Here is a 23,521-nt window from a genome sequence, read left to right as displayed (position 1 = left end):
TAATATTGTTTGCAAACAAATTATAACAGGAGATTCTCATTTTATAAAAAGCAACCCCAATTTAAATTTAAAGCAAGAAAAGACAGACCCCTTTAAAAATTTAAAGGCTAGGGTCTGCCTCGCAAATATTTAATATACCTTAAAATTCCCCATTGTTCTTTTTGTGCCATTTTTTTAAAATTATATTTCGTTATATCTACCGGTTCTACTAATAAACCTAAATCCACAATGCCTTTATCAAGATTATTTTTAATCGTATCAGAATTAGCTGTAATAATTTCAAATTTAACCAAAGGATTATCTTTTGAAAAACGACTTACTATTTGAGATAAATATTTCACTCCTAAAGCTTCTCCACAGCCAATCGTTATTAAACCTGTGATATGCTGGGCATCATGATTAAAATCTTCTTTTATTTTTTCTTCAATTTGTATCATCTCTTGTGCTCTTTGTCTAAAAAGCATACCTTCACTTGTGAGTTCAATGCTATGCTGTTTTCTTTCAAATAACTGAACGCCTAATTCATCTTCTAATTGAATTAATTGTCTTGATAAAGTGGGCTGTGTAATATGAAGCAACTCTGCTGCCTTTGTTATATTTTCTTCCCTGGCAACCATTAAAAAATATTTTAATACTCTTAGTTCCATGTTGATATCCCTCCTTCTATAAAAACAATAAACAAGAAGCTTATACTTCTTGTTTATGATCACATTAAATCTATTATTTTTGAGCCATCATTCCTACTAAACGATGAGGTTGATATGGTTCTTCCAAATAGGCTTTTTCTTCATCTGTTAGTTCTAATTCAGTTGCTTTCACAGCTCCATCAATATGATGAAGTTTTGTTGCGCCAACAATAGGTGAAGCCACTTTTGACATTAACCATGATAATGAAATTTCAGTCATTGACACATTATGTTTTTCAGCTAATTCCATAACTCTATCAATAATGATTCTATCTTGTTTTTCTGTAGCATCATATTTGCCTTTGGCATAGCTATCTTCCTGCATTCTTTTTGATTGTTCTCCTGGATGTTTAGCTAATCTTCCTGATGCCAAAGCACTATATGGTGTCATAGCAATGTTATCTTCTTTACAAAGTTTAGCCATTTCACGTTCTTCTTCTCTAAAGATCAAATTATAATGTCCTTGAATGGAAATAAATTCTTCATAACCTTTCGCACGAGCAATAGCATTCGCTTTCGCAAGCTGGTAAGCAAAACAGTTTGAAATACCGATATATCTTACTTTTCCTTCTTGAATCAATTCATGTAATCCTTCTAATATATCTTCAATAGGTGTATGATCATCCCAAGAATGACAAATATATAAATCAACATAATCCATATTCAAACGTTTTAAACTGGCTTCTAAACAATTTCTGACATGTTGCTTTCCAGAAATACCATTTGCGATTTCTTCAGGTGTTCTTGCTGAAAATTTAGTTGCAATCACAACATCTTCTCTTCTTGCAAAATCTTTAATTGCTCTACCTAAAAATTCTTCACTTGTTCCTCCCTGATAAGCCATCGCTGTATCAAAAAAGTTAATACCATTATCTAGCGCATACTTTATAATTTCTCTAGATTTATCTTCTGGCAAAGTCCAAGAATGCATTCCCTTTGTTGCATCACCAAATCCCATACATCCCAAACATACTTTTGATACTTTTAAATCACTATTTCCCAACATTGTATATTTCATATATTTGACCTCCTTCAAATCAATGCTTTTATCTTTCCATGTATAATCATCCATTCATAACTACCGTCCAGTCATCAAAATCTTTTCATTCTTCATTTATATAAGACAACTATTAAATAGATATATTCATATATATCATGGCTATCTCGACATCTATTATATTATTCTTTCTTACATAAAAAAACAATTTACAAAGATTTTATAAAGTCTATATATTGACATTTTTTATAAAATGTCTACTTAAATTCTTTCTAAAATCCTGTTGCACTGTTATTCTATTCTTTACTATCAATCTATGACATCTTTCATGAAATATAAATATAGACGAAAAGGATTAAAAAATCATTTAATCCCTTCTATCAATTCTCTTCATCAAGTGATAATGTCACAGTGACATTTCCTTGACCAAGAATTTTCATCAATTCACTTTTAGAAATTCCCTGTATTTTGCCTAATTGAGTAAAATTCCATGTATTAGGACGATAATAAATGACAAACATATGTCCTAAATACAAAATCAAATCACAAGCTTCAGTTGTTATGCTTTGATCATTGGTTGGTAAATGGAATCCCAAATCACCTACTTTTTCCATACTTGCATAATCTTCCATTTCAATTGTGATTGAGCCATTTTAAAGCTTTTCTTTTAATGCTTTTGTAGAAGAATTATCAACCAATAATGCCTTTAAAGTTTTTTCACCAATCTGAATCATCATAATTATCTGCTCCTTTTTACTTTTCATTCGATATCATTCTATTATTTTCATCCAAAATCATTTCATGATATATTTATTCAAGATATGCTTCAATTTCTATTGTCCCTGACATATCTTCAATATATTCACTTCCTGAAATAGCTTGTCCTAGTTCATAAAGACCACTGGCACTGCCAAAATCTTCATAAAACATGACTACATTTGTCCATGGTTCATAATAGGCTAATGTTCCTGTCACAGCATTAGCACTCACTGCATCTGTCATTGTTAAATCAACAGGTGGATAAAATATTTTTTCATTATCACTATAATTTTCTACTTCAATAGTCAGGGGTAATTGTTCATATAATGAGTTTGCTGCTTGGCTATCATTTAATTCAAAAAGAGTGATTTGTCCATTCGAAGTGACACTGATTTTTTTAGACTCCTTTGATGCCATATCTTGTTCAACAGTTTCCTGATGATCTTGAGTTTGTGTCGTACTCGTACGATTTGGTTCAGTCTGATTTTGACAACCCCATAGAGAAAAACACATCACTAAGGATAATATTATTTTGATAATATTTTTCATACTAACCCTCCTTTATTTCAACTTTAAATCATCTTAATTAAAAACAGAATGATGTCATTCATTTATTAATAAGAACTTTAAATCCAACATAAATTTCAATATGATGTATTTATTGCTTAGTTTTCATTTGATAAATAAAATAATCCAATATATCAATAGATTTATAACAAGTATGCGCTTTTTCCAATAAAGCCTGTCGATACCTTGTCAGCATATCTATTCTTTGTGATAATGTGCTATCACCTTCACTTATATATTGAATATACTTTTTCATATCCTGTATACTCATTCCTACATTTTTTAAAGTCATAAGAAAACTAAGCTTTTGGATGTCTTTTTCTTCATATATCTTTTCTCCATCTATTTGCTTGACTTCATCAAAAAAACCTTGATTTTCAAAATCCTGAATACAGTCAATAGGAACATTATATGTTAAACTGATTTCATTGATATTCATTGTTTCACCACCTTATCAATAAGTATTTCTACATATTTTACTTAACTGCTATCGTTTTAATAATTGGTTTCCTATCAATGAAAATGTCACCATAATCAATAAATAATCCAAGTAAAAACGAAGTTTCAATTCTGAAAAATCAAAGAACTTAAATTCAGTCATAAAGAACATATCTTGCCACATTCTTCTTTGATAAAAGACAAACAAACCACAAACGAGAACGGCTATCATAACTATATGGAATATTTGATGATGTCTTATATATAACGAACTTCTTTTCAATTTTGCTATCATCGCATTGAAATGGAATCCAATATGAATAGACATCACAATATATAGCCATGATGAAGAAACCAGATGCACTGTTCTTCCTAAAGATGTTCCTCCTAGATCTATAAAGCTTAGGACATCTCTTGAAATCATAAAGCCACTTACAGCTGTACATATCATAGCAATGAATAAACATGTATTGATGATGATTTGAAAGATTCTTACTGGTGTATATCTTCCTTTAAACAATGCTGTATACCATTTTCTATTCCAAATATGATGCCATATAAATAACAGACATAGGATGACTCCAAGCCATTCATGTACAAAATTTGACCATAGATGATATCCCATCACAACAATTAATAATATTGTCATGATGATATCTAAAATGATTTTATTCTTTTTCATCTAATCAACCATTCCTATATCTGATAACCATTGATTGACATCATCTTGACAGCTATCTGTATCAGGGCGATAGACACCAAATGCATCTAGCAGTGTACTATGAGGTAAAGCATCCTGTAAGTCTTCAATACTTCTTCCCAGTCCACCTGTCCCATGTGCACAAAATGGAATAATGGTTTTGTTGGATAAATCATAACTTTCAATAAATGAGAAAATGGCCATTGGACATGAAGACCACCAGTTCGGATAACCTAAAAATATAACATCATATTCATCCATATTTTTGACTGTATCTACAATTGTAGGTCTTGTCTGTTGTGCAAGTTCATCTGATGCACGATCTAAACATTCATCATAGTCACTGGAATAAGGTTCATCTACAATAATAGAAAACATATCTCCACCAACTTGTTCCTGGATAAAATGTGCGACTTTTTCTGTATTACCTGGTGCTAAAACACTGGCTGATGTCGAAGCATCAACATCTACACTTGATGGATTATCCACATGTGTATTATCTGCCCATGTAAAATAAGCAATCAATATTTTTCCATCTGAACTTATCGTTTCATTAGGTACAGAAACACTCTGTTGTTCATTAACCTTTGATACATTGTCATTGCTTTGACATGCACTTAATAGACATACACAAAATACGAATAAAAGGCATTTAATTTTTTTCATATCCTTCCACTTCCTTTCTAACTACATCTTATCTAACAAACAACCATATGTCTAATACTTATCAATCATATTGAGCCATGCTTATAAAGCATTTGTAAGTGTAGACTCTCTAATCGTATCCATACCTCAAATAAAGATATTTTATTCATTACAAAAAATTCCAAAAATAAAAAGAGTTGAAAATTATCAACTCTCATCTAGGCTTTTATTGCAAAGTATTAAGATTCTTTAGTAAACCCTTTTTCCTCTAAAGCTTTTTCTAAATCGCTTAATGGATATGTTCCGTCATCATTATATTTTTCTGGGTCTAATCCACAATTAATATGAATATAATCTTTTATTGTAGCATTATCAATTTCTTGTAATTCGTATGCTGATTCTAATATAATATTTTTATCATTTTTAGAAATACTCATTTCAACTCCTGAATTTTTATTATATTCATCTACTAGTGTAGCTTTATTATCCTCATACAATTCATTTACATAAGTCGTTGAGGCTTTAGAATAATCATATTCTGATTTCATCTGTACTTCATGTACACTATCATTAATAAAAATAATACTTAATTGATATTTATTTGTTATATCAAACCACTCATTTGTTTCACTATCAATATCTTCAGACTCTTCTGTCATAACATATGTTACACTTTCAGTATTATTTTGTGTTTCATTATCTATATTTTCTGACGAATTATTAGAACAACCTACTAAAGCAATGCACATTATTAATCCTACTATATAAAATATTTTTTTCATTCTATACCTCCTACCACTCAGATAAATTAGTACCTAAATCTTTATTTAATCCTTCAATACAACTTCCGTTGTCTAATTTACAATTCTTATTTAAATCATCATATCCGCTATAATGAATTAACTTATAACCATCATGATAAATTGATTTCTCATTAGACAATAATTTGCTTAACCATACTTCCTGACTATCTTCATCATATCCAGAAACAATATCACATGATTTCATATAATCGTAATCTGTACTTGTATCTGTAACTTTATCAAAATCGATTTTATCTGTACATAGAAAAACTCCTTTTACAACAGGAATTCCGCCATTACCCAAATAAGTAATTCCACCAGATACTGAAAAACCATTCTTTATGTAACTAAAATTTTTAGATTTAGGAATTTTAATCGAATTAACTTTATCACCAAATTCAGATATATCTTGATCGCCCATTTCAAAATATGACTCATCAACTTTCTTTCCACCGTTCATTTCACTTAAATCATCAAAAGTATAAAAGTCATAATTAGCACAACTTACAACTTTATCGTTTTCAACATAAAGCATAAGTCCATCCCAAGTGTTATTACCATTTTCATCTAGTTTTGTTAAACTATATATACCATTATAACTACTATCTCTTTTTGTTTCTATTTTGTATGAATCATCATTATAAGCATTTCCTGATTTATAATCAGACCATAATTTATATCCACCAAAAATAATTCCAAAAAATAAGACAACTCCTACAATATCAGATAATATCTTCTTAACAGTCGTCTTTCTTTTTAATCTTTTTACAGCTTTATCATATTCCTTACCATGAAGATTGCTGATATCTTCTCTTTTCACATATCCTTACCCCAAATATATATTTTATATCTATATCATTTTATTTCAGTATTATGTTTTCTACACTTTTATCATACAAAATCGATATTATATTCTTTAACTACTTATAATGATTATTTGCAATTAACTGCACTTTATGCAATTGAGGTGGTGCAGATGTCTTCGACTTCCGGTGTTTTTACATGAGAATAATCATATAGCAGTGTAAAAAAAGACTATTTCATATGATATGTATAATTTTTTATTACACATGTATTATACCATAAACGCAAACTTTTCTCAATGCAAAATTTGTGAAATACATAAATTTGTTTTGGATATTTCGACATAGATTGATGATGTTTGTTTTTTCTTATTTTTACTATAATAGCTGGTATAGGATATTGGGATAGATTGTTGACAATGTTCAAGAATGATAGTAATAATAAAATCAGAAAACAATATAAAGGCTTTACCTATTCGGGAATAATAACCCAAATAACCTATGGGAGCCATCTCAAAATACTGTATTTATATAACAAAGAGGAGGAGTAAGTATGAAGACGGATATCAAATATAAACAATGTAACGATAAACTTCTAAAAGAATATAAAAAACGTGGCGAGATTAGTCAATTTCCATATGGATGTTTGTATGGAATCGATACGTATACACTTTATTATTATAGGGAATCTGAACCCAATATTCCAATAGCTTTCATTTCTTTAGCATTAGAAGGAGAATCACTTACAATTTATGAATTTGAAGTTGTTAAGTCTAAGCAAAGACAAAGAATTGGACAATCCATCATCTCAGATATTCAGCAAAACGGAATCAATTTGATTAACAAATATTTTAATTCAATTAACTTAAATCCTTCAGACAAAGATGCATATGAATTCTGGGAAACTTGTGGTTATGAATCAGAAGATAAAGAAACTATGATTTGGGAAAAGAAATAATGAAATAGTTGTTATTGTTATAACTTTCACCGTCATAAAAAAATCCCTAAAAAATGAGACAAATCGAACTTTTAATAAAACTTCTGATTGAATAGTATGGAAAACGAGAAATTTTTAAAATATTTACTTCATTTACAGATTTTTTTGGATTCATATTATAATTAAAACACCATCCCTTCTTCGGTTGGTATTTTTTATTGGCCTAATACTTTCTTAATTCTTTCCATATCCTCTTCACTTAAAGTATTTTCTTTTCCTGAAGATAGAATTGTCTGAATCAAATTACCAGAATGAGTAAAAACAACATCAGAATTTACAAAACATGTGCTTGATGTATGAATACATATCCATCAATCCAACAATGAATCTGATTTTGTTTTAAAATCTGTGACAGTATATATGTTTGTCTTTTTACCTGTTTGATAGGGTTTTTTATAGAATCTTGATAATGGTTTCCTTTTCCTGATGTTTTAGTGATTTTCCATTCCCTATCATCTTCATTACCTTGAATATTGCCTTTATAATTCTTCGTTTCAACAATAACAATCCCTTTGTTGCTTAAAATAAGATTGTCTATCTCACTTCTCTGACCTTCATATTCAATAGGAATATTAGATAGAATAGTATAGTTTGAAGGTAGGTTTTCTAATACATTCTGTGTTCTTGCCTCTCCTTGAATACCACTTTTTAATCTTTGATATGGTCTTTGACAAAAATATATTAAAGCTGAACCAATAACCATGAATATAAAAGCAATAGGAAGATTTGACTTTAATTGGCTTGATTTTTCAAATTGAACATACCACTCATCGCTGCCTAAAGGAGCAGTGACACGTCCAGCAATAAAACTATATAAAAAATATATAACAAATATTGTTACACAAACATAGCCTATAACCACTCCAAATTTTAGATATTTAATTTTTGATTTGTTATCCATTTCTATCCCTATCTTTTCAACATCATAATTATATAAAAAAACTTTTGCTCAGTAAATACAGAATCTAATTTAATTATTATTCTTAAATTTTGTCTTAAATGTATAAACATGATAAAATACTAGTAATAGTGGTATACCGCTGGAGTGATATATTTGAAAGCAATATATTTAGAAAGGAAAGATGGATATATGTCATTTAATCACGCAATGCTCAATGAAGAATTAATGTGTTATGAAACGGGAAAATACTATCAAAATTCATCATGCTTTTTTATATTAAAACAACTAAAATACATCAAAAAATCTTATAGATTATTAAAGGAGTATTTATGTTAAAAAAAATCATCATTTCTCTATTAGGTCTATCGTCAATATTAAGTCTCCTGTTTCTTTGGTTTTGCTCTTGGAGATTAGATTTATACGTTGAGAATAAAGATGATGATTCTTTTTTTCATTCCACTCAAATAAAAGGATATGCCAGGGGATTAGATGAAGCTAAGTTTCAAAGAAGTCAATATAATGAAAAAGATTTGCTTATTTTATTTCGTGATTGTGATATATTTCAATATCCTCATATTTATTATGAAGACACGATTTATTTAAAAACATCTGCATTACATTATTCATTGCATGATGCAAACACTTATGCACAATTTTCAATTAGCGGAAAATATTCCCAAGAAAATCAAGATGAATTTGAAAAACTGCAACAAGATTTTGAAAATGCTTTAGATAAAAACATAGCAAAAAGAAATTACAATTTTACCAGTTATATTGAATCAAATAAAAACCAAAATAATACTTCTTATACATTTACAATTTACTCTACTTTAATTTTCCCATTAACAAAAGAAAACATTTATGAGGAAAAAGGGTTATATGAACCACAAAATTATAATAAAAATGACATTCAAGTGGGAAGAAAACTATTTGAATATGATTTTAAGATATACCAAACAAACATTCAAAAGAAAATAAACCAATATAAACTGTACTGTGAAATATCTACCATAACACTTTTTCTATCAATCCTTTTGCTTATAATTTATTTATTCAAAAAAAGCTAAACGTATCATAACCACGCCTAAAAGACGTGGTATGTACGCGCCCTAGAAGGGCATTCTGTTGCGCTGTGTTTCACACTCTGAAGCCTGACAGCCGCAACGCCTTTTCTGGCTAGCCCTTTAAGGGCTTTTATTTTTTGCCTCCTTTTACTGGCTCACCCGTGAACGGGTCTATGAATTCTCTCATACTCATTTGATCATATAGCTTATCTTCCTGCAATTGATTTTGAATATATTCCTTGATTACTTTTTCATTCTTTCCAACTATTATCATACTAAAATAGTCTTATCATTTAAAGTGATTATTTCTTATTCATTCACTTTGATAAGACTTTTTCTTTTATTTTGACTATTTTCTTTATTTTTCTTTTTATTTAATTTGGCATTCAACACTTTGTTCTTCTTGACCTTTTTGATAGCTATCTTCAAGTTCTCCTGACTTAAAATCTTTTCCATTAATTTCATTTGCTGCTCCTCCTCTATTTGTAAATCTATCCGGAACCATCCCAATTACCTTTACCATCTATGGTTGCGCTCCATAGTTCTAGGCTATCCTCATATTCGGACTGTCCAGACATTGCTTATAGTGATTTGCACTCTATAAACGTTTCAGTCCTTCAGTATCTCTACCTACTATGACTTCATCTGACTTCTTATGGCAAACCTTTTTCGACCGAGGGTACTATCACTGATTTTAAAGTTTACTAGACTTCCTCGTCCATAAGACCTCCCGGGGTAATTCATGAACCCTCTTTCTTTCACAACGTCCTGATTTACTGTCTTGGTTTTACGTTTACCTTTTGGACTTCGATTTGTTATGCAACCTTATCCACCATTTAGCCTTATATCAGGTTTCTGTTCGTACGCTCGAAAGAATCGCTACACCACTTCCTTCACCCATGACATCACTGTCAACGGCTTGTGGTTCACTACACTTGGCGGTAAATACCCGTGGTTGGTTTATCTCCAACTGAATTCATGCCATGCCCGGCACACATATAAAAAATGAACATCATTTTTATGACATTCATTTTTATCATCTATTCATTTTGGGAAGGATAAAAAGAATAGATTCAACAAAATATGATAATATAACAGAGCAAATATTAGATTTGTCTGGCTGCTATAAATCCTTCATGAATAGCATCGTAAATTTGACGAACTTTCTTGCTATCCCCTATATTATAAACTTCCATTTCTGTATTTTCTTCTAATTGATTTGCAAGATCATACTGAGGAGTAAATCCTGCTGCAATAACAACATTATCAGCATCAACAGTATTTTCGTTACCCCATCTGTCAATTAAAACTACCCCATTATCTTCTACAGCAACCAAACGTTTACCAGTCATAATTTTTATATTTGATTGAGCAATGGCAATATTATAAGCTTGACAAGATGAACCAGAATTAGCTAAGAAAGTATCTGCCATTTCTACAATGGTTACATTTTTTCCATCATTATCTAATTCTAGTGCTGTTTCAGCTCCTGTAATACCTCCACCAATAATAACGACATTTTTTCCATCAACAACTCGAGAACCATTTAAATAGTCATTTGCATAAACAACTGATGACTTATCACTACCTGGAACATCTAAAATTCTTGTTTTACCTCCTATGGCAATAATAACAGCATCATAGCCACCTTGAACAAGCATATCATAATTTGCTTCTTTTTTAACTAAAGTAATATTAGGATCATGGGTAATATGGTCTTCATAATAATTAATCAAACGTTTGATATTTGCCTTATTGTCTGGTTTACTTGCTTCTATCATAGCACCACCAAAACTTCTCTTTTCAAAAATAGTGACTTTATGTCCTCGTAAAGATGCCGTCAATGCTGCCTCACATCCTGCTGGACCAGCACCTACAATTGCTACATTTTTCTTAACTTCAGCTTCAACAATAGGTTTGCATTCAAATCTGTATAAAGTTGGATTCACTGTACAATGGATTGGTGTATGACCTAACATTCCTTTATCAATACAACCGATCATACAATTGATACATGGTTTAATATCTCTTGCTTTCCCCTCTTTCGCTTTTTTAGCCCATGCTGGGTCAGCCAATTGAGAACGTCCTAAAGCCACAAAATCACCATTTCCTTCAGCCAGCATTTTTTCTGCCTCTTCAGGAGAGAAAATATTGTGTCCAATAAATACAGGAATATGAACAGCATCTTTAATCATTCTTGTATGTTCAGCATTAAAAGCATTTGGCAATAAGAATTGTCGAGATGCAGTTGCATGTGTCCCACCCATCATATTTAAATGAGATACACCTTCTTTTTCTAATGCTTTCGCAACTTCAATTGTTTCCTCTATACGAATTCCTTCTGGTTCCCAATCTTCAGTACTTAATTTAACACCAATAGGAAAATCAGCTCCACATTTCTGTTTCATATTTCTGACAATCTCTATCAATAATCTCATACGATTATGTAGTGATCCACCATACATATCAGTACGTTTGTTATCATGAGGTGATAAGAAATTTGTAGGAATACATCCAGCAGCCCCATGAATTTCAAGGACTTCAAACCCAGCTTTTTTTGCTCTTAAAGCAGCATCTCCAAATTTCTCTACTAAATCATGAATTTCTTCAATAGTTAAAGCTCTAGGCATTTTAAATCCCATTTCATACCATGGTTCAAAAGTAATTGGTGATGCTCCAATAACATCAGCACTTCCTACAAATGCTGCATCTCTACCAGGATGTGCCAATTGTAGACCAGGAGTTGCTCCATGTTCTTTGACTGTTTCTGCCAACAAAGTTAATCCAGCAATAAATTCATCTTTGTCCGCTCTTAAACCACAAGATGTCATAGGAACAGGTACAGCATTATCCATAAAAATAAGTCCAGCACCACCATCAGCAGCTTGTGCATAAGCTTTAATTTGTCTATCAGTGACTGTACCATCTGGATTACCTAAGTACGTTCCCATAGAATTACGTACAATTCTATTTTTGATAACAACGTTTCCAATTTTTCCTTTTTTAAATAGATGAGGGTAATATTTGTTTTTCATACTTTATCTCCTTATATCTTTATTATTTCTATAAATAATGATATAATTATGATAAATAATTAACAAGCGATAAATCACTTAAAAAAGTTGCATATGCAACTTTTTCATAATGAATGTTGCATTAGAGAGGAAAAAATGAGTAAAGATTTAAGAAACATCAAAACAAAAGAAAATATTGAATCACATTTTATCAATTTATTAGAACGCTATAAATTCCAAGACATTACCATTAAACTATTAATTAATGAATGTCAAATCAATCGTTCTACTTTTTATAGAAATTATGAAGACAAATACGATTTAATTTATAAAATAGTTGAAGAACTCATCAAGCAATTTAAAAAAAATATTCATTGCCAATTTATTACTCTTCATTTAAAAAAAGAGAATGATTTTAAACCATATTTTAGTTCATTATTAGATTATTTTAATAAACATAAAGATATTTTTATAGTGTTATACAATAATGATTTACCCATAAATATTTTTGATGAAATGCTGACAATCTATAGTCATTATTTATTAAACGAACTTATTTATCATTATCACATTAGTGATTCTCAAATCAAAATTGCTAATTATTTTTCAAAAATTATTGCTTCAAACATCTTAGTTGCTATAAAATGGTGGCATCTAGAAAGCCCACAAACATCAAAAGAAGAAATATTACAAATCATCACTATTACTATCACAGAAGGTATTTTAGCAAGTTTACATTCCCAATTTTTATAAATAATTTGAAAATAAAATAATTTTCTCATAACAATACTAGAACACGAAATCATTGCTTTATGACAATTCATTTCTTGTTCTTTTTTTAATCATAAACATATGATTACCAATAATTTCATCATAAATGAGCTAAAAAATATACAAATAAACATTTATATTCAAGATAAAAAAATGAATCCGCATCTTAATTATCAAACTTTTATATCTAGTGAATATTCTTAAGCTTCATTCGTCTTGCTTTTATCTTTCCAAGAACACCCGACAAGTACATTGCAATCACAATTAACATACCAAAGTCCAAACCCAGCCCTGCACTTGCTATATATTCGTATAAACTGTCTGGTGTATTCAAACCTAATGTTTCAATTACTAAAAACGCTATCATTCCTAACAAAGCAGCAATCGTTAACCAAAATAATTTTATCTTTATTTTTTGATTTATTGTTTCCGCATAATCCGATAACTTTAATACTGTTTCTTTGACTTCTTCATTCATTTTCTCACCCTTCCTTTCTCCATCAATAATTTCAGGGATACCCACATTATAGAACTCAGCCAAATTAATCAAAATACTTATGTCCGGCATATTTGTGCCTCTTTTCCCAATTTGAAATTGTCTGTCGTGTGACGTAAATTTTATCAGCTAACTGTTCCTGTGATAAATGTAGTTGATCACGATATTTCTTGATTTGTTGTCCTATTTCCATTGTATTTCCTCCTCTTTTCATACTTATTATATAATGTCTTTATTTACAATGTCTAATACCTATAATAAATATTTATCATGCTTACAAAGCATGTTTTATCATTAATGCTTTTCTTGTATTCCTTGCATCAATTCCATATATTTTTATGATATTATACATATCAATCATTGTGAAAACATGATAAGATATTTGATAGAGGAAGTGTTAATATGTTACTGACTATTCATCAACATAAAATTGAAATCAATCAGCCTGCAAGTTTAGAAGCAATTGCGAAAAAGTATTTTCCAGACCAGCAGATTTATGCTGGTATAGTGAATGGGAAATTATACGAACTCAATCATATTATTGAAAATGATGCGACTATTGAATGGGTCGATGAACAAAACATCATTGGTAAACAAATCTATGAAAGAACGCTCACATTTGTTTTTATTGTGGCGACAAAACAATTATTTAAAGATGCTGTGATTCATGTTGAATTTACGTTTCAGGATGGACTATACTGCTCTATTCAAAAAAAGGAAAGTCTGACACCACAGGATGTTGATCAAATCAAACAAAGGATGTTAGATTTGATTCAAAAACAATCCAAAATAACACGTCATGTCATGCCACAAAATCAGGCTATTGACTTTTTTAAACAAAATCATCTTGAAGATAAAGCTCATTTATTACAATATCGTTCAAAAGACACATGCAGTATTTATGAAATGGAAGGCATTTATGATTATTTTTATGGTTTTATGCTCCCTGATGCTTCATATCTCAAACAGATTTCTCTACAGTTCTTTGCGCCAGGATTACGTTTAGGACGTTATGATGCCACTTTTCAACACTATAAACTTTTCCAAATCATGAAAGAATATGAAGAATGGGGAGAGTTAATAGATGTGCCTACTGTCGCAAAGATGAATGAAAAAATTGTCAAAGGTCAAATCAATGAACTGATGTTAATGTCAGAAGCGATGATTGAAAAGAAATTAGCTGAATTAGCAACATATATAGCCAAAGAAAAAGAGCATCTCAAAATGATTTTAATTGCAGGTCCTAGTTCTGCAGGTAAGACAACTTTTTCTAAGCGTTTAGGTATTCATTTAAAAATATTAGGGATGAGCCCTATCACAATTTCCATGGATGATTTTTATTTGAATCGTACACAAACTCCTAAGCTTCCTGATGGCAGTTATGATTTTGAAAATATTGAAGCTGTGGACTTAAAATGTTTCAATGAAACCATGCTTCATCTGATTCATCATAAACCTGTTTATTTACCTCGTTATCATTTTCAAACAGGTTTAAGAGAATATGATAAACATCCTACTGTATTATCTGATCGTCAAATTCTTATCATTGAAGGTATTCATGGATTAAATCCACGTACTTCATACTATATACCTGAAAATGCGAAAATGAGAATATATATCAATGCTTTAACTCATTTAAATTATGATAATCATAATCGTATTCCAACATCGGATTATCGCCTGATTCGTCGTATTGTCCGTGACTATCAGTTTAGAAATGCTGATGCTACAGAAACAATCCGTCGTTGGAAAAATGTAAAAAATGGAGAAGACAAATATATTTATCCTTATCAGGAAGAAGCCGATGCTATTTTTAATACATCTATGGTATATGAGCTCGCTGTCTTAAAACCAATTGCTCAAAAGTTATTATTACAAGTATCCCCAGAATCTAAAGAATACATTGAAGCTAATCGTCTTTGTAAACTGCTAGATTACTTTGTAGAAGCCAAAGTGAGTGTACCACAAACTTCAATTCTCGCTGAATTTGTAGGTAATTCTATCTTTCAATAAAAAAGATGTCGATGTGTTTAACATACCGACATTTTTTCATGAAATAAACAGACTAATAAAATCAGAAAATATTTTTGCGATAAATTCAATAATATTGACACACCATTGACTCAATGTTTCCATCATTGTCCCTACACGATTATCCGATGTATCCTGTAAAGTAATGACTGACTGAATTTCTTTTCTTGAAGATACATCTTCTTCAAACTGATCAATCTGTCTTTCAAACAAAGTTTTAGATACCTGATGATCACCAAAGAATAAGCTCATCACACATATAAGAAGCAATACACAGCACAAATCAATCCAAAACTGTTTCATGCACTTAAATATTCATCTAAAACCATTGCTAAAATATTCAAAGAATTTTGAACTTCTTCATATGTGTTTTCATTTGCTCCAACTTCTATTAACACCATATTATCAGTAACACCTTGATTATAATGACTTTGTTTAAGATAAACACCTCGACATATTTTAGGAATCTTTTCATTCAACATATCAGCCAGTTTTTCACAACGCTTATTGACTGCACTGTAATGAGAACTTCCCTTTCCCACAACAAACATTAATTTTGCATAATTTTTATGATCCACAGTAATTGTTGATAAGTTCTTTTTAATAGAATCCCTATGAAAATCAATCACTAAATCATACTTTCCATGTTTTTCAACTGCCTGTGTTAAATACTTTTGTGAAACACTATATGATTTGGCATAATCAATATGATTTTTGGTTTTATACAATTCAAAATCCGTTGTTTCATAATCGACTTCATAACCTCTGTTTTCTAACAATTGCATTAAATAACGACTCCCTTCTTTCACTGACTTTGTTGCATATTTCTCACCTTGATGCGTATTATAAATATAAATTGATTTTCCATTAAGCTGCTTTTTCACATGAGTTGTTGTTAATGAAGACACAACATTTTCAACACTTTCACTATAAATGCTTTGAAAAGGAAGATTGAATAAAATCACAATCACCACAACTATTTTGAAAATAATTTTTATATTTTTATTCATGAAACCTTCCCTCCTCTAACTATACAATGAACTATATGCAAAAAAAGTTATTTTTAGTACATAAAAAAGAAATTCATAAAAGAATTTCTTAATAAGTTATACTATTAATACTTGTTGATAATAATTTAGATAACATTTCAATATCAAAATCAATCTGTTTATCACTCATAACAAATTGATTTTCAATGGGATTTAAAACTTCATTTAATAATTGGATACGCTTTTGTTCACTTAACTGTCCAATTTCTCCTAATATCAATCGTCTTTGCACTTCATTCAATCGTCCTTCATAACGCTTACGTTTTCCTACCTTTAAGGCTGTTGAAGGATCTAAAGATTCTTTAAAATAACCCTCTAACAGATTATAAACATCACTCACTAAACTAGAAACATGAATGACTGTTGGTACACCAATAGCCAAAACAGGAACACCCATTGTTGCTTCACTTATATTTTTACGATGATTGCCAATTCCACTTCCTGGATATATACCCACATTATTCATTTGAATCACACGACAGATCTTTTCATAACTTTGTGCACACAATGCATCAATAGCGATAACCAGATCAGGCTGAAATTCCTGTACCAATGCCAACAACAAATTGGCAGTTTCCATACCCGTATGTGCCATTACCCCTGGGGCAATACACATCGTATCATAATACTGATGACGATGTCTTTCCTCAATAGAATAATGATGCGTGGCACGAATCTGATTCAATGTTCTCGGTCCAATCGCATCACTTGTGAGAGTGGGATTTCCCAATCCTATCCATAAGATAAGCGGATCTATTTTCTTGACCTTCTCTTTAATAAGGAGAGATAACTGCTTTTGAAAATGTTGTGAAATTTTTTCAAAATCCTGATAATCAAGAAAACTGATTTCAATATATTTACCTATATCATGAGGATAAAGAGGACTGGTCTGTAATATTTCAAATGTTTCAATAGAAATATCTCCATCTTGTTTTTGATGATGTTTATAATCTTTATCTCGTGTTGCATAAGCCAATGATTCTATGGCTAAATCGCTACGTGTATAATATTTATTCATATTCTCACCATTATAAGCATTACCAAAATTAAAAAAATATAATCAATTATCAATAAAACATTGCATTTATCATCTATTTTTGATAGAATAACATGGCAAAAGTCAAAGTGAGGTGAAAGATAATGGCAAACATGAAACAACAAATCAAACGTTATAAAAATGACAACAAAAAACGTTTAATCAACAATTCTTATAAAAGTGCTTTAAAAACAGCAATTAAAAACGTAAAAGCTGAAGTTGAAGCTGGAAATAAAGAAGCTGCAATTGCTGCATACAATGTAGCTGCATCTAAATTAGATGCTTCTGTCAGCAAAGGAATTCATCATAAAAACTATGCTAGCAGACAAAAATCTAAATTAGCAAAATTAGTGAACTCTATCGCTTAATGAGATAGAGTTTTTTATTTATCTTGTATGTCAAGTTTTCTTGACATACATTTTTTATCATCCTATAATAAAAGTGTAAAGAAAACTTGACATGAGGTGATATAATGCATAAAGAAGATATTTTAAAAAAGAATCAAAAAACAATGAATAAAGAATATGACTTTTTTCTTGATCAAAAAACACTTCCTATATTAATGACTGTTTTTATCATTTTGTGTTTTGCAATGATGTTATTCTCTTTTATAACCCCATTCCAACAGGAAATCTTTTATACCTCAACAACCCTGTTATTGACGTTTCTTGCATCATACTTTCTTGCTTATTTCTATTATTTACGTATATCGAAATACTTATATATAGGCCTTTTCTTCCTTGTTTTCTTGATGTTTTCTATAAGTTATCTGTGGTTATTGATTTGGTAGGTGAAACATATGGATAAAAATAAAATTCTTGATTTATATCGTCATGAAAAAGATGAAAGACAAGTTCAATGCCAAAGAAAAGCGTTATTGAAAGGTATGTCTTTTCTTGTAACTGTTGCTCTCACATTGATGTTCTTTTCTTTTGAATTTCAGGAAGTTCCAACAGTCTTTTATACCATTTATATCTTGATTATGCCTATAGCTGGATTGTCATTGAGTATGCGTGGATGGTATGACAAAAATAAATTCTATTTCATATGTGGGCTTGGTTTGATTGCTCTTTGTCTTATCAATGGTTATCAATATATATCTATCATGGTTGGCGTTTAATATGAATGAAAAATTAGTACTTAAAAATCATTTAAGAAAAGCAAGAAATGAAAAAGGGCTCTCACAAATGGAATTGGCCAATATGGTTGGTGTATCAAGACAGACAATCTCATCTATTGAAAATGGACAATTTAATCCTACTGCTAAACTGGCATTAATTTTATGTATTGCATTAGATAAGACATTTAAAGAAATCTTTTATTTTGATATATCAATTTGACTTTCGTTAGTCATAGGATTATCATGTGTATATGCAAAAAGGAGGAACATATGGAACGTAAAAGTATTGCAATTGAGGATACATGGGATTTATCTCGTATCTATGCAAATAAACAGGAATTTTATACAGATTTAGAAAAAGCAAAAGATTTATTATCATCTTTGCTTCAACAAAAAGATTCTTTTTTAGAAAATGATGATCAATTCTTAAAGTTTCATCAAGATGAAACAATGTTATCTCGTTATATTCAAAAATTACATTGTTTTGCGCATTTACATTGTGATGTTGAACCTAATAACCAGGAATATCAAACAATGTATGCCGCCATTCTTTCATTCTATGATCAAGTGACTTCATCTTTAGATTTCTATACTGTTATGATGATTGAAAACAGTGATAAAGTTGCTCAATATCTTGAAGATGAAAAATTAGAAGATTATCGTTATAGTTTACAGGAAGTTTTAAGACAAAAAAAGCATGTCTTATCACAGGAATTAGAAACTATTGTTTCTAAAACATCTTCTATTTCTGATATTTCTTCTCAAGTGTTTGATGCTTTAAGATTAGATTATGACCCTGTTCATGTAGATGGAAAAGAAAAAGTCTTGAACAGTGCAACCCTAACAGAATTTCTTAAAAACAAAGATCCTAAAGTCAGAAAAGAAGCGTATCATAACTTCTTTAAAGAATATAAGAAATTTGAAAATGTTTATGCTGCAACATTATCTGGTGTTATGAAAAAAGATGCATTTTATGCTGATGTGAAAAACTTTGAAGGACCATTGGAAGCCAGTCTTTTTGATGATAATGTACCAACATCTTTATTCTTTAAAATTTTAGAAAAAGCAAATGTACAATATCGTCCATTATTTCATCGTTATAACGCTTTAAAAAAGAAGATTTTAAATCTTGATACGATGTATAATTATGATTTGAATATTCCTTTGGTTCAATACCAGACAAAGAAATACACAATTGATGAATGTTTTGATATTATTTTAGATGTTGTTCAAATCTTTGGTGAAGATTATGTCAACATCATCAAAAAAGCCAGAGAAGAAAGATGGATTGATTATTATCCACATGCTGGTAAACGTATTGGTGCCTATTCAAGTGGCTGCTATGATACAAATCCATATATTCTTATGAATTTTATTGGTGATTATAATTCACTTTCAACGATGATTCATGAATTAGGTCACAGTGCCCATAGTTATTTATCTTGTCATCACCAGTCACCAGTAAATTGTGATTATCGTATTTTTGTCGCTGAAGTTGCTTCAACAGTCAATGAAACATTGCTCATTAACTACATGTTAGATCATGCTTCAAGTGAAAAAGAAAAAGCCTATTTCTTATATGAACTCCTAGAAAATTGTGTTGGTCTTATTTTCAGACAACCTATGTATGCTGACTTTGAGCATATTTTACACACATGGGCTAAAGAAGGAAAACCAATGTCATCACAAATGATTACAGATTTGTATTATACTAAAAACGCTGAATATTATGGACCGGAAATAACAATGGATGAATATGTAGGTTATTCTTGTTATTATATTCCTCATTTCTATTATAACTATTATGTTTATAAATATACTTTAGGAATGACTGTTGCTTTAGCCATTGTCTCACGTTTATTAAATGGTGATGAAAAACAAAAAGAAGCTTATCTCAACTTCTTAAAATCAGGTGGCAGCAAAGATCCTGTTGACCTTTTAAAAGATGCTTTAGTCAATCCTTTAGAAGATCAATTATACGATGATGCTTTCCATTATTTTGAAACAATTTTAAATGAATTTGAAAAAATTATCCTAGATATGTCAAGCACTTTGTAATAAAGTGCTTTTTTTATAAAGCAACTGATAGTTGACAAAGAGTTGGTGGTCTTTTGAATATCATTTGATATAATGATTATACAATGAAAGGTGGTTTATCAAATGTCATTAGGTCAAAATATAAAAAAGAAGAGACAGCAAATGAAATTATCTCAAGAATATGTTGCTGAAAGATTAGGTGTTAGTAGACAAGCTGTTTCAAAATGGGAAACAAACCAAAGTGAACCCTCAATGAAAAATCTTATTGAACTTGCTGAATTGTTCCAAATCAGTTTACCTGAACTTACAGATACAAAAGATTCACACATACCAATCATCAATCAGCATGTCAAATGTTCTTATTGTGGAAAAGAAGCTCGATATTTTTTAGACCAGACAAAAACTCAAGCCTATTGCTCACAAACATGTCAATTGGCACATACTGAAGCTTTAAACAAAATCCAAAAACAACTGAAATGGTTTTATCTTGGTATTATCTTATCTATTCTCCTTTTATTAACAAGTGCTTTATCTCTTTTACCATTTCAAAAAAACATAACGACAGGATGTGGTATGTTATGTCTAGGTATGACACTCATTCTATTTCCCTTTTGTACACCTGAAACCTATCAAAAATTTGGCTATCTTAAGAGCACTCAAATTGGACGTTTTTTAGGCTTTCTCGTTGAATTATATGCTCTTTTTATACTATTTCTATGAATAATTAAAGCAGTGTTTTCCACTGCTTTTTCTTCTTGAAATAGAGGTATATTCAAAGAATAAAAAATCCCTAAAATCAATATAATCATCAATAAAAAACCATCGACATATATGATGATATGTTTACTTCTATTCAATTGTATATCCTATTTGTTTAATCATTGTTGTGATATCTTCTTGTGATAATGTCTGTTGTAACAATGAAGAAGCGTTTGACATTTTCATTACAATTCCATGATCTACAATCATAAATCCCTTTGATGAATAGGCTAATTGTAATTGATCTTCTTTCTTCTTATAATAATCATAACTGTCTTTTTGATCTTCAAAAGCTTTTGTAGCATCCTCTTGTGTATAATATGTATAAATTCTTAAATAAGGGTTATTATAAGTTCCTGTTTTTTCCATATCCGTTAAAGAATCAACTGCTATATATTCAGGTGAAAGACGTTGTTCCCAATTCCCTAAAATATGATTTTTTTCTTCAACATAAGGCTGCATCTGATCTAAGACAACTTGTCTTTGTTTCATCATCGCAAAAATTGCTTCTCCATCATATGGAAAAGATGCCAAGAAAGCCTGCCATAATCCTATAGCTATACATACAAATACAACAAAAACAGTCCATTGTACACTATATTGATAAACTTTAGGGAACTTCTCATTTGATGCATATAACCCTTGATGTTTTTTCAAATAGAATTGTTGACGACGTAAATATTGTCTTTTGATTTCACTAATACGTGTCTTTATAATTGTATAAAGACCCCATACAATTGTTAAACAAATACAAAAAGAAATGACTTTTACGAATTCTAAATCTAAGATTTCAAAATAATAAAATAATGGAAAATGACTGACAATTCCATAACAAAAATCTAAAAGACTATAAATCCAATCTCCTAAAGGTATATATTCTAAAATATTTTTTAATCTTAATGCACTCACAGCCTGAAAATTTCTATAATAAGAAATCAAAAGAGCTGTTGATATATAGATAGGCATTGAAAATGCACCAAAAATATTTTTAATACTATTTGTAAAAGTACGAATGTATAAAATGATTTGTTCTTTTTTTGTTAAATCTTGAACAGTCCCTTCTACAAGTTCATGATTTTGAGCAATTTTGATATAGGCATAATAATAGCGTTCAAAAAAATGATGGTTTCGTCTAGTATGTATTCTTTTTTCAAAAGATTGACGAATATAATCCCAAGGATCATCTTGACAACACTGTAAACTGTGATAACAATCATCAAGACTCATTTGTATTGATGTTTGTTTTTGATGATCTTTTTTAAATAAACTGATTATATATAAAGTCGTAAATAACACAATAAAAAGAAATGTTAATCCTACAATACATAAAAATATCGGTGAAACTTGTTGAAAATAAGTGATTGTTTCTGTTGGAACACGAAAGAGCCCCTCCAACAAACTTACTCCTATTTCACTGATCAACTGATAAATCCCTTTAAAAAAATCAATTGAGAAAAACAGATAAACAACCCCTGTTGCACAGATCATTGATCCTGATACAATAAATAAGATTGCAAATAATAGCCAACTGATTACATTCCATACGCTATAGATTTTAGTCATAATCTGACGATACTGATATAAAAATGTATGTAACTGTGTCTGATTATTTGTTGATATCTGTTGATATGCTTTTTCTAATTCTTCGTTATCATTGTCTGTTTTCAGTTTTTGATACAATTCATCAACAATATGCTGATCACGAAAAAAAAGTATATCTTCATACTTGATCATAAATTTCCTCTCCCTCCTTTGGTTAGTATAGCATAACGGTCGAAAAAAGGAAAATATTGTTTATTGATTTTCGATAACTTTAATATTTGAAAAAATCACTCTCAATAGAAAATA

At 30.0% G+C, this 23,521-nt stretch carries 28 protein-coding genes and 1 pseudogene; 10 read left to right on the top strand and 19 right to left on the bottom strand.

What is annotated here, in order from left to right:
- Positions 1 to 107 precede the first annotated feature (107 nt).
- The 9 genes from B5G32_RS03850 to B5G32_RS03810 form a co-directional block, all read right to left on the bottom strand.
- Positions 108 to 647 (bottom strand): LysR family transcriptional regulator, encoded by a 540-nt coding sequence (locus B5G32_RS03850; protein WP_087935894.1) that lies wholly within the window; start codon positions 645 to 647, stop codon positions 108 to 110.
- A gap of 73 nt (positions 648 to 720) precedes the next feature.
- Entirely contained in the window at positions 721 to 1,704 is a 984-nt protein-coding gene (locus tag B5G32_RS03845) for an aldo/keto reductase (protein ID WP_087245963.1), read from the bottom strand.
- Between the two features lie 359 nt (positions 1,705 to 2,063).
- A complete protein-coding gene (locus tag B5G32_RS03840; protein ID WP_255374737.1) occupies positions 2,064 to 2,315 on the bottom strand; it encodes a cyclophilin-like fold protein in 252 nt (83 codons plus the stop codon).
- Between the two features lie 178 nt (positions 2,316 to 2,493).
- On the bottom strand, positions 2,494 to 2,991 hold the full coding sequence (locus B5G32_RS03835) for a cyclophilin-like fold protein (RefSeq protein ID WP_087935893.1): 498 nt from the start codon (positions 2,989 to 2,991) through the stop codon (positions 2,494 to 2,496).
- Positions 2,992 to 3,100: 109 nt separating this feature from the next.
- Positions 3,101 to 3,448 carry a MerR family transcriptional regulator gene (locus B5G32_RS03830; RefSeq protein ID WP_087935892.1) on the bottom strand — a complete coding sequence of 116 codons (348 nt, stop codon included), beginning with the start codon at positions 3,446 to 3,448 and terminating at the stop codon, positions 3,101 to 3,103.
- Positions 3,449 to 3,496: 48 nt separating this feature from the next.
- On the bottom strand, positions 3,497 to 4,129 hold the full coding sequence (locus B5G32_RS03825) for a DUF4405 domain-containing protein (protein ID WP_087935891.1): 633 nt from the start codon (positions 4,127 to 4,129) through the stop codon (positions 3,497 to 3,499).
- Positions 4,130 to 4,813 carry a flavodoxin gene (locus B5G32_RS03820; protein WP_087935890.1) on the bottom strand — a complete coding sequence of 228 codons (684 nt, stop codon included), beginning with the start codon at positions 4,811 to 4,813 and terminating at the stop codon, positions 4,130 to 4,132.
- A gap of 218 nt (positions 4,814 to 5,031) precedes the next feature.
- The gene (locus B5G32_RS03815; RefSeq protein ID WP_087298220.1) at positions 5,032 to 5,574 is read right to left on the bottom strand and encodes a hypothetical protein; all 543 of its coding nucleotides are present in this window, start codon (positions 5,572 to 5,574) and stop codon (positions 5,032 to 5,034) included.
- Between the two features lie 10 nt (positions 5,575 to 5,584).
- Entirely contained in the window at positions 5,585 to 6,415 is an 831-nt protein-coding gene (locus B5G32_RS03810) for a hypothetical protein (RefSeq protein ID WP_087935889.1), read from the bottom strand.
- Between the two features lie 536 nt (positions 6,416 to 6,951).
- Here B5G32_RS03810 and B5G32_RS03805 point away from each other — a divergent pair.
- Positions 6,952 to 7,356: a hypothetical protein gene (locus B5G32_RS03805; RefSeq protein ID WP_087304619.1), complete on the top strand. Its 405-nt coding sequence runs from the start codon at positions 6,952 to 6,954 to the stop codon at positions 7,354 to 7,356.
- A gap of 313 nt (positions 7,357 to 7,669) precedes the next feature.
- On the opposite strand, the gene B5G32_RS03800 is transcribed toward B5G32_RS03805, so the two are convergent.
- Positions 7,670 to 8,296, bottom strand: coding sequence for a nuclease-related domain-containing protein (locus tag B5G32_RS03800; protein WP_087245941.1), 627 nt, complete (start codon positions 8,294 to 8,296; stop codon positions 7,670 to 7,672).
- Between the two features lie 329 nt (positions 8,297 to 8,625).
- Here B5G32_RS03800 and B5G32_RS03790 point away from each other — a divergent pair, with 329 nt between their 5' ends.
- Positions 8,626 to 9,363, top strand: coding sequence for a hypothetical protein (locus B5G32_RS03790; protein ID WP_087304620.1), 738 nt, complete (start codon positions 8,626 to 8,628; stop codon positions 9,361 to 9,363).
- Between the two features lie 127 nt (positions 9,364 to 9,490).
- Here the strand turns inward: B5G32_RS03790 and B5G32_RS14095 are convergent.
- The 3 genes and pseudogenes from B5G32_RS14095 to B5G32_RS03780 all read right to left on the bottom strand — a co-directional run.
- A pseudogene (locus B5G32_RS14095) lies at positions 9,491 to 9,625 on the bottom strand (IS200/IS605 family transposase); the annotation flags it as partial.
- A gap of 44 nt (positions 9,626 to 9,669) precedes the next feature.
- A complete protein-coding gene (locus B5G32_RS13785; protein ID WP_158093966.1) occupies positions 9,670 to 9,825 on the bottom strand; it encodes a hypothetical protein in 156 nt (51 codons plus the stop codon).
- Between the two features lie 641 nt (positions 9,826 to 10,466).
- Positions 10,467 to 12,395 (bottom strand): FAD-dependent oxidoreductase, encoded by a 1,929-nt coding sequence (locus tag B5G32_RS03780; RefSeq protein WP_087304621.1) that lies wholly within the window; start codon positions 12,393 to 12,395, stop codon positions 10,467 to 10,469.
- A 135-nt stretch (positions 12,396 to 12,530) separates the two neighbouring features.
- Between B5G32_RS03780 and B5G32_RS03775 the strand changes: the two genes are divergently transcribed.
- Positions 12,531 to 13,127: a TetR/AcrR family transcriptional regulator gene (locus B5G32_RS03775; RefSeq protein WP_087246110.1), complete on the top strand. Its 597-nt coding sequence runs from the start codon at positions 12,531 to 12,533 to the stop codon at positions 13,125 to 13,127.
- A 205-nt stretch (positions 13,128 to 13,332) separates the two neighbouring features.
- Here B5G32_RS03775 and B5G32_RS03770 read toward each other — a convergent pair whose 3' ends face one another.
- Together B5G32_RS03770 and B5G32_RS03765 are read right to left on the bottom strand one after the other, a co-directional pair.
- A complete protein-coding gene (locus B5G32_RS03770) occupies positions 13,333 to 13,713 on the bottom strand; it encodes a hypothetical protein (RefSeq protein WP_087304622.1) in 381 nt (126 codons plus the stop codon).
- Positions 13,688 to 13,834, bottom strand: coding sequence for a helix-turn-helix transcriptional regulator (locus B5G32_RS03765; protein ID WP_087298223.1), 147 nt, complete (start codon positions 13,832 to 13,834; stop codon positions 13,688 to 13,690). Before B5G32_RS03765 ends, B5G32_RS03770 begins: the two co-directional genes overlap by 26 nt.
- A gap of 209 nt (positions 13,835 to 14,043) precedes the next feature.
- On the opposite strand from B5G32_RS03765, the gene B5G32_RS03760 reads away from it, so the two are divergent.
- On the top strand, positions 14,044 to 15,654 hold the full coding sequence (locus B5G32_RS03760) for a nucleoside kinase (RefSeq protein WP_087935888.1): 1,611 nt from the start codon (positions 14,044 to 14,046) through the stop codon (positions 15,652 to 15,654).
- A gap of 36 nt (positions 15,655 to 15,690) precedes the next feature.
- Here the strand turns inward: B5G32_RS03760 and B5G32_RS03755 are convergent, their stop codons facing one another.
- From B5G32_RS03755 to gpr, 3 genes are all read right to left on the bottom strand, one after another.
- Entirely contained in the window at positions 15,691 to 15,975 is a 285-nt protein-coding gene (locus B5G32_RS03755; RefSeq protein ID WP_087296761.1) for a hypothetical protein, read from the bottom strand.
- A complete protein-coding gene (gene spoIIP / locus B5G32_RS03750) occupies positions 15,972 to 16,682 on the bottom strand; it encodes a stage II sporulation protein P (protein WP_087935887.1) in 711 nt (236 codons plus the stop codon). Before spoIIP ends, B5G32_RS03755 begins: the two co-directional genes overlap by 4 nt.
- Before the next feature lie 88 nt (positions 16,683 to 16,770).
- Positions 16,771 to 17,739: a GPR endopeptidase gene (gpr, locus tag B5G32_RS03745; protein ID WP_087935886.1), complete on the bottom strand. Its 969-nt coding sequence runs from the start codon at positions 17,737 to 17,739 to the stop codon at positions 16,771 to 16,773.
- Between the two features lie 122 nt (positions 17,740 to 17,861).
- Here gpr and rpsT point away from each other — a divergent pair, with 122 nt between their 5' ends.
- The 6 genes from rpsT to B5G32_RS13915 all read left to right on the top strand — a co-directional run bounded on the left by rpsT (position 17,862) and on the right by B5G32_RS13915 (position 21,634).
- A complete protein-coding gene (gene rpsT / locus B5G32_RS03740) occupies positions 17,862 to 18,125 on the top strand; it encodes a 30S ribosomal protein S20 (protein WP_087244562.1) in 264 nt (87 codons plus the stop codon).
- Positions 18,126 to 18,229: 104 nt separating this feature from the next.
- Entirely contained in the window at positions 18,230 to 18,547 is a 318-nt protein-coding gene (locus tag B5G32_RS14350; RefSeq protein ID WP_087304626.1) for a DUF6442 family protein, read from the top strand.
- Positions 18,548 to 18,556: 9 nt separating this feature from the next.
- Complete coding sequence (locus B5G32_RS03730; RefSeq protein WP_087935885.1) at positions 18,557 to 18,877, top strand: DUF6442 family protein; 321 nt, start codon at positions 18,557 to 18,559, stop codon at positions 18,875 to 18,877.
- A gap of 1 nt (position 18,878) precedes the next feature.
- Positions 18,879 to 19,097 carry a helix-turn-helix transcriptional regulator gene (locus B5G32_RS03725; RefSeq protein WP_087935884.1) on the top strand — a complete coding sequence of 73 codons (219 nt, stop codon included), beginning with the start codon at positions 18,879 to 18,881 and terminating at the stop codon, positions 19,095 to 19,097.
- 50 nt (positions 19,098 to 19,147) lie between these two features.
- Positions 19,148 to 20,935, top strand: a complete 1,788-nt coding sequence (pepF, locus tag B5G32_RS03720; RefSeq protein ID WP_087296756.1) for an oligoendopeptidase F — start codon at positions 19,148 to 19,150, stop codon at positions 20,933 to 20,935.
- 102 nt (positions 20,936 to 21,037) lie between these two features.
- Positions 21,038 to 21,634, top strand: coding sequence for a helix-turn-helix domain-containing protein (locus B5G32_RS13915; RefSeq protein ID WP_204209606.1), 597 nt, complete (start codon positions 21,038 to 21,040; stop codon positions 21,632 to 21,634).
- 129 nt (positions 21,635 to 21,763) lie between these two features.
- Here the strand turns inward: B5G32_RS13915 and B5G32_RS03710 are convergent, their stop codons facing one another.
- Positions 21,764 to 23,407, bottom strand: a complete 1,644-nt coding sequence (locus B5G32_RS03710; RefSeq protein ID WP_087935883.1) for a hypothetical protein — start codon at positions 23,405 to 23,407, stop codon at positions 21,764 to 21,766.
- Positions 23,408 to 23,521: the final 114 nt, after the last annotated feature.

This window comes from Massilimicrobiota sp. An80, from assembly GCF_002159255.1.
GTDB lineage: Bacteria > Bacillota_I > Bacilli_A > Erysipelotrichales > Coprobacillaceae > Allocoprobacillus > Allocoprobacillus merdigallinarum.
The sequence above is the reverse complement of the archived record's forward strand: the minus strand, read 5'-3'. Positions and strand labels throughout refer to the sequence as shown.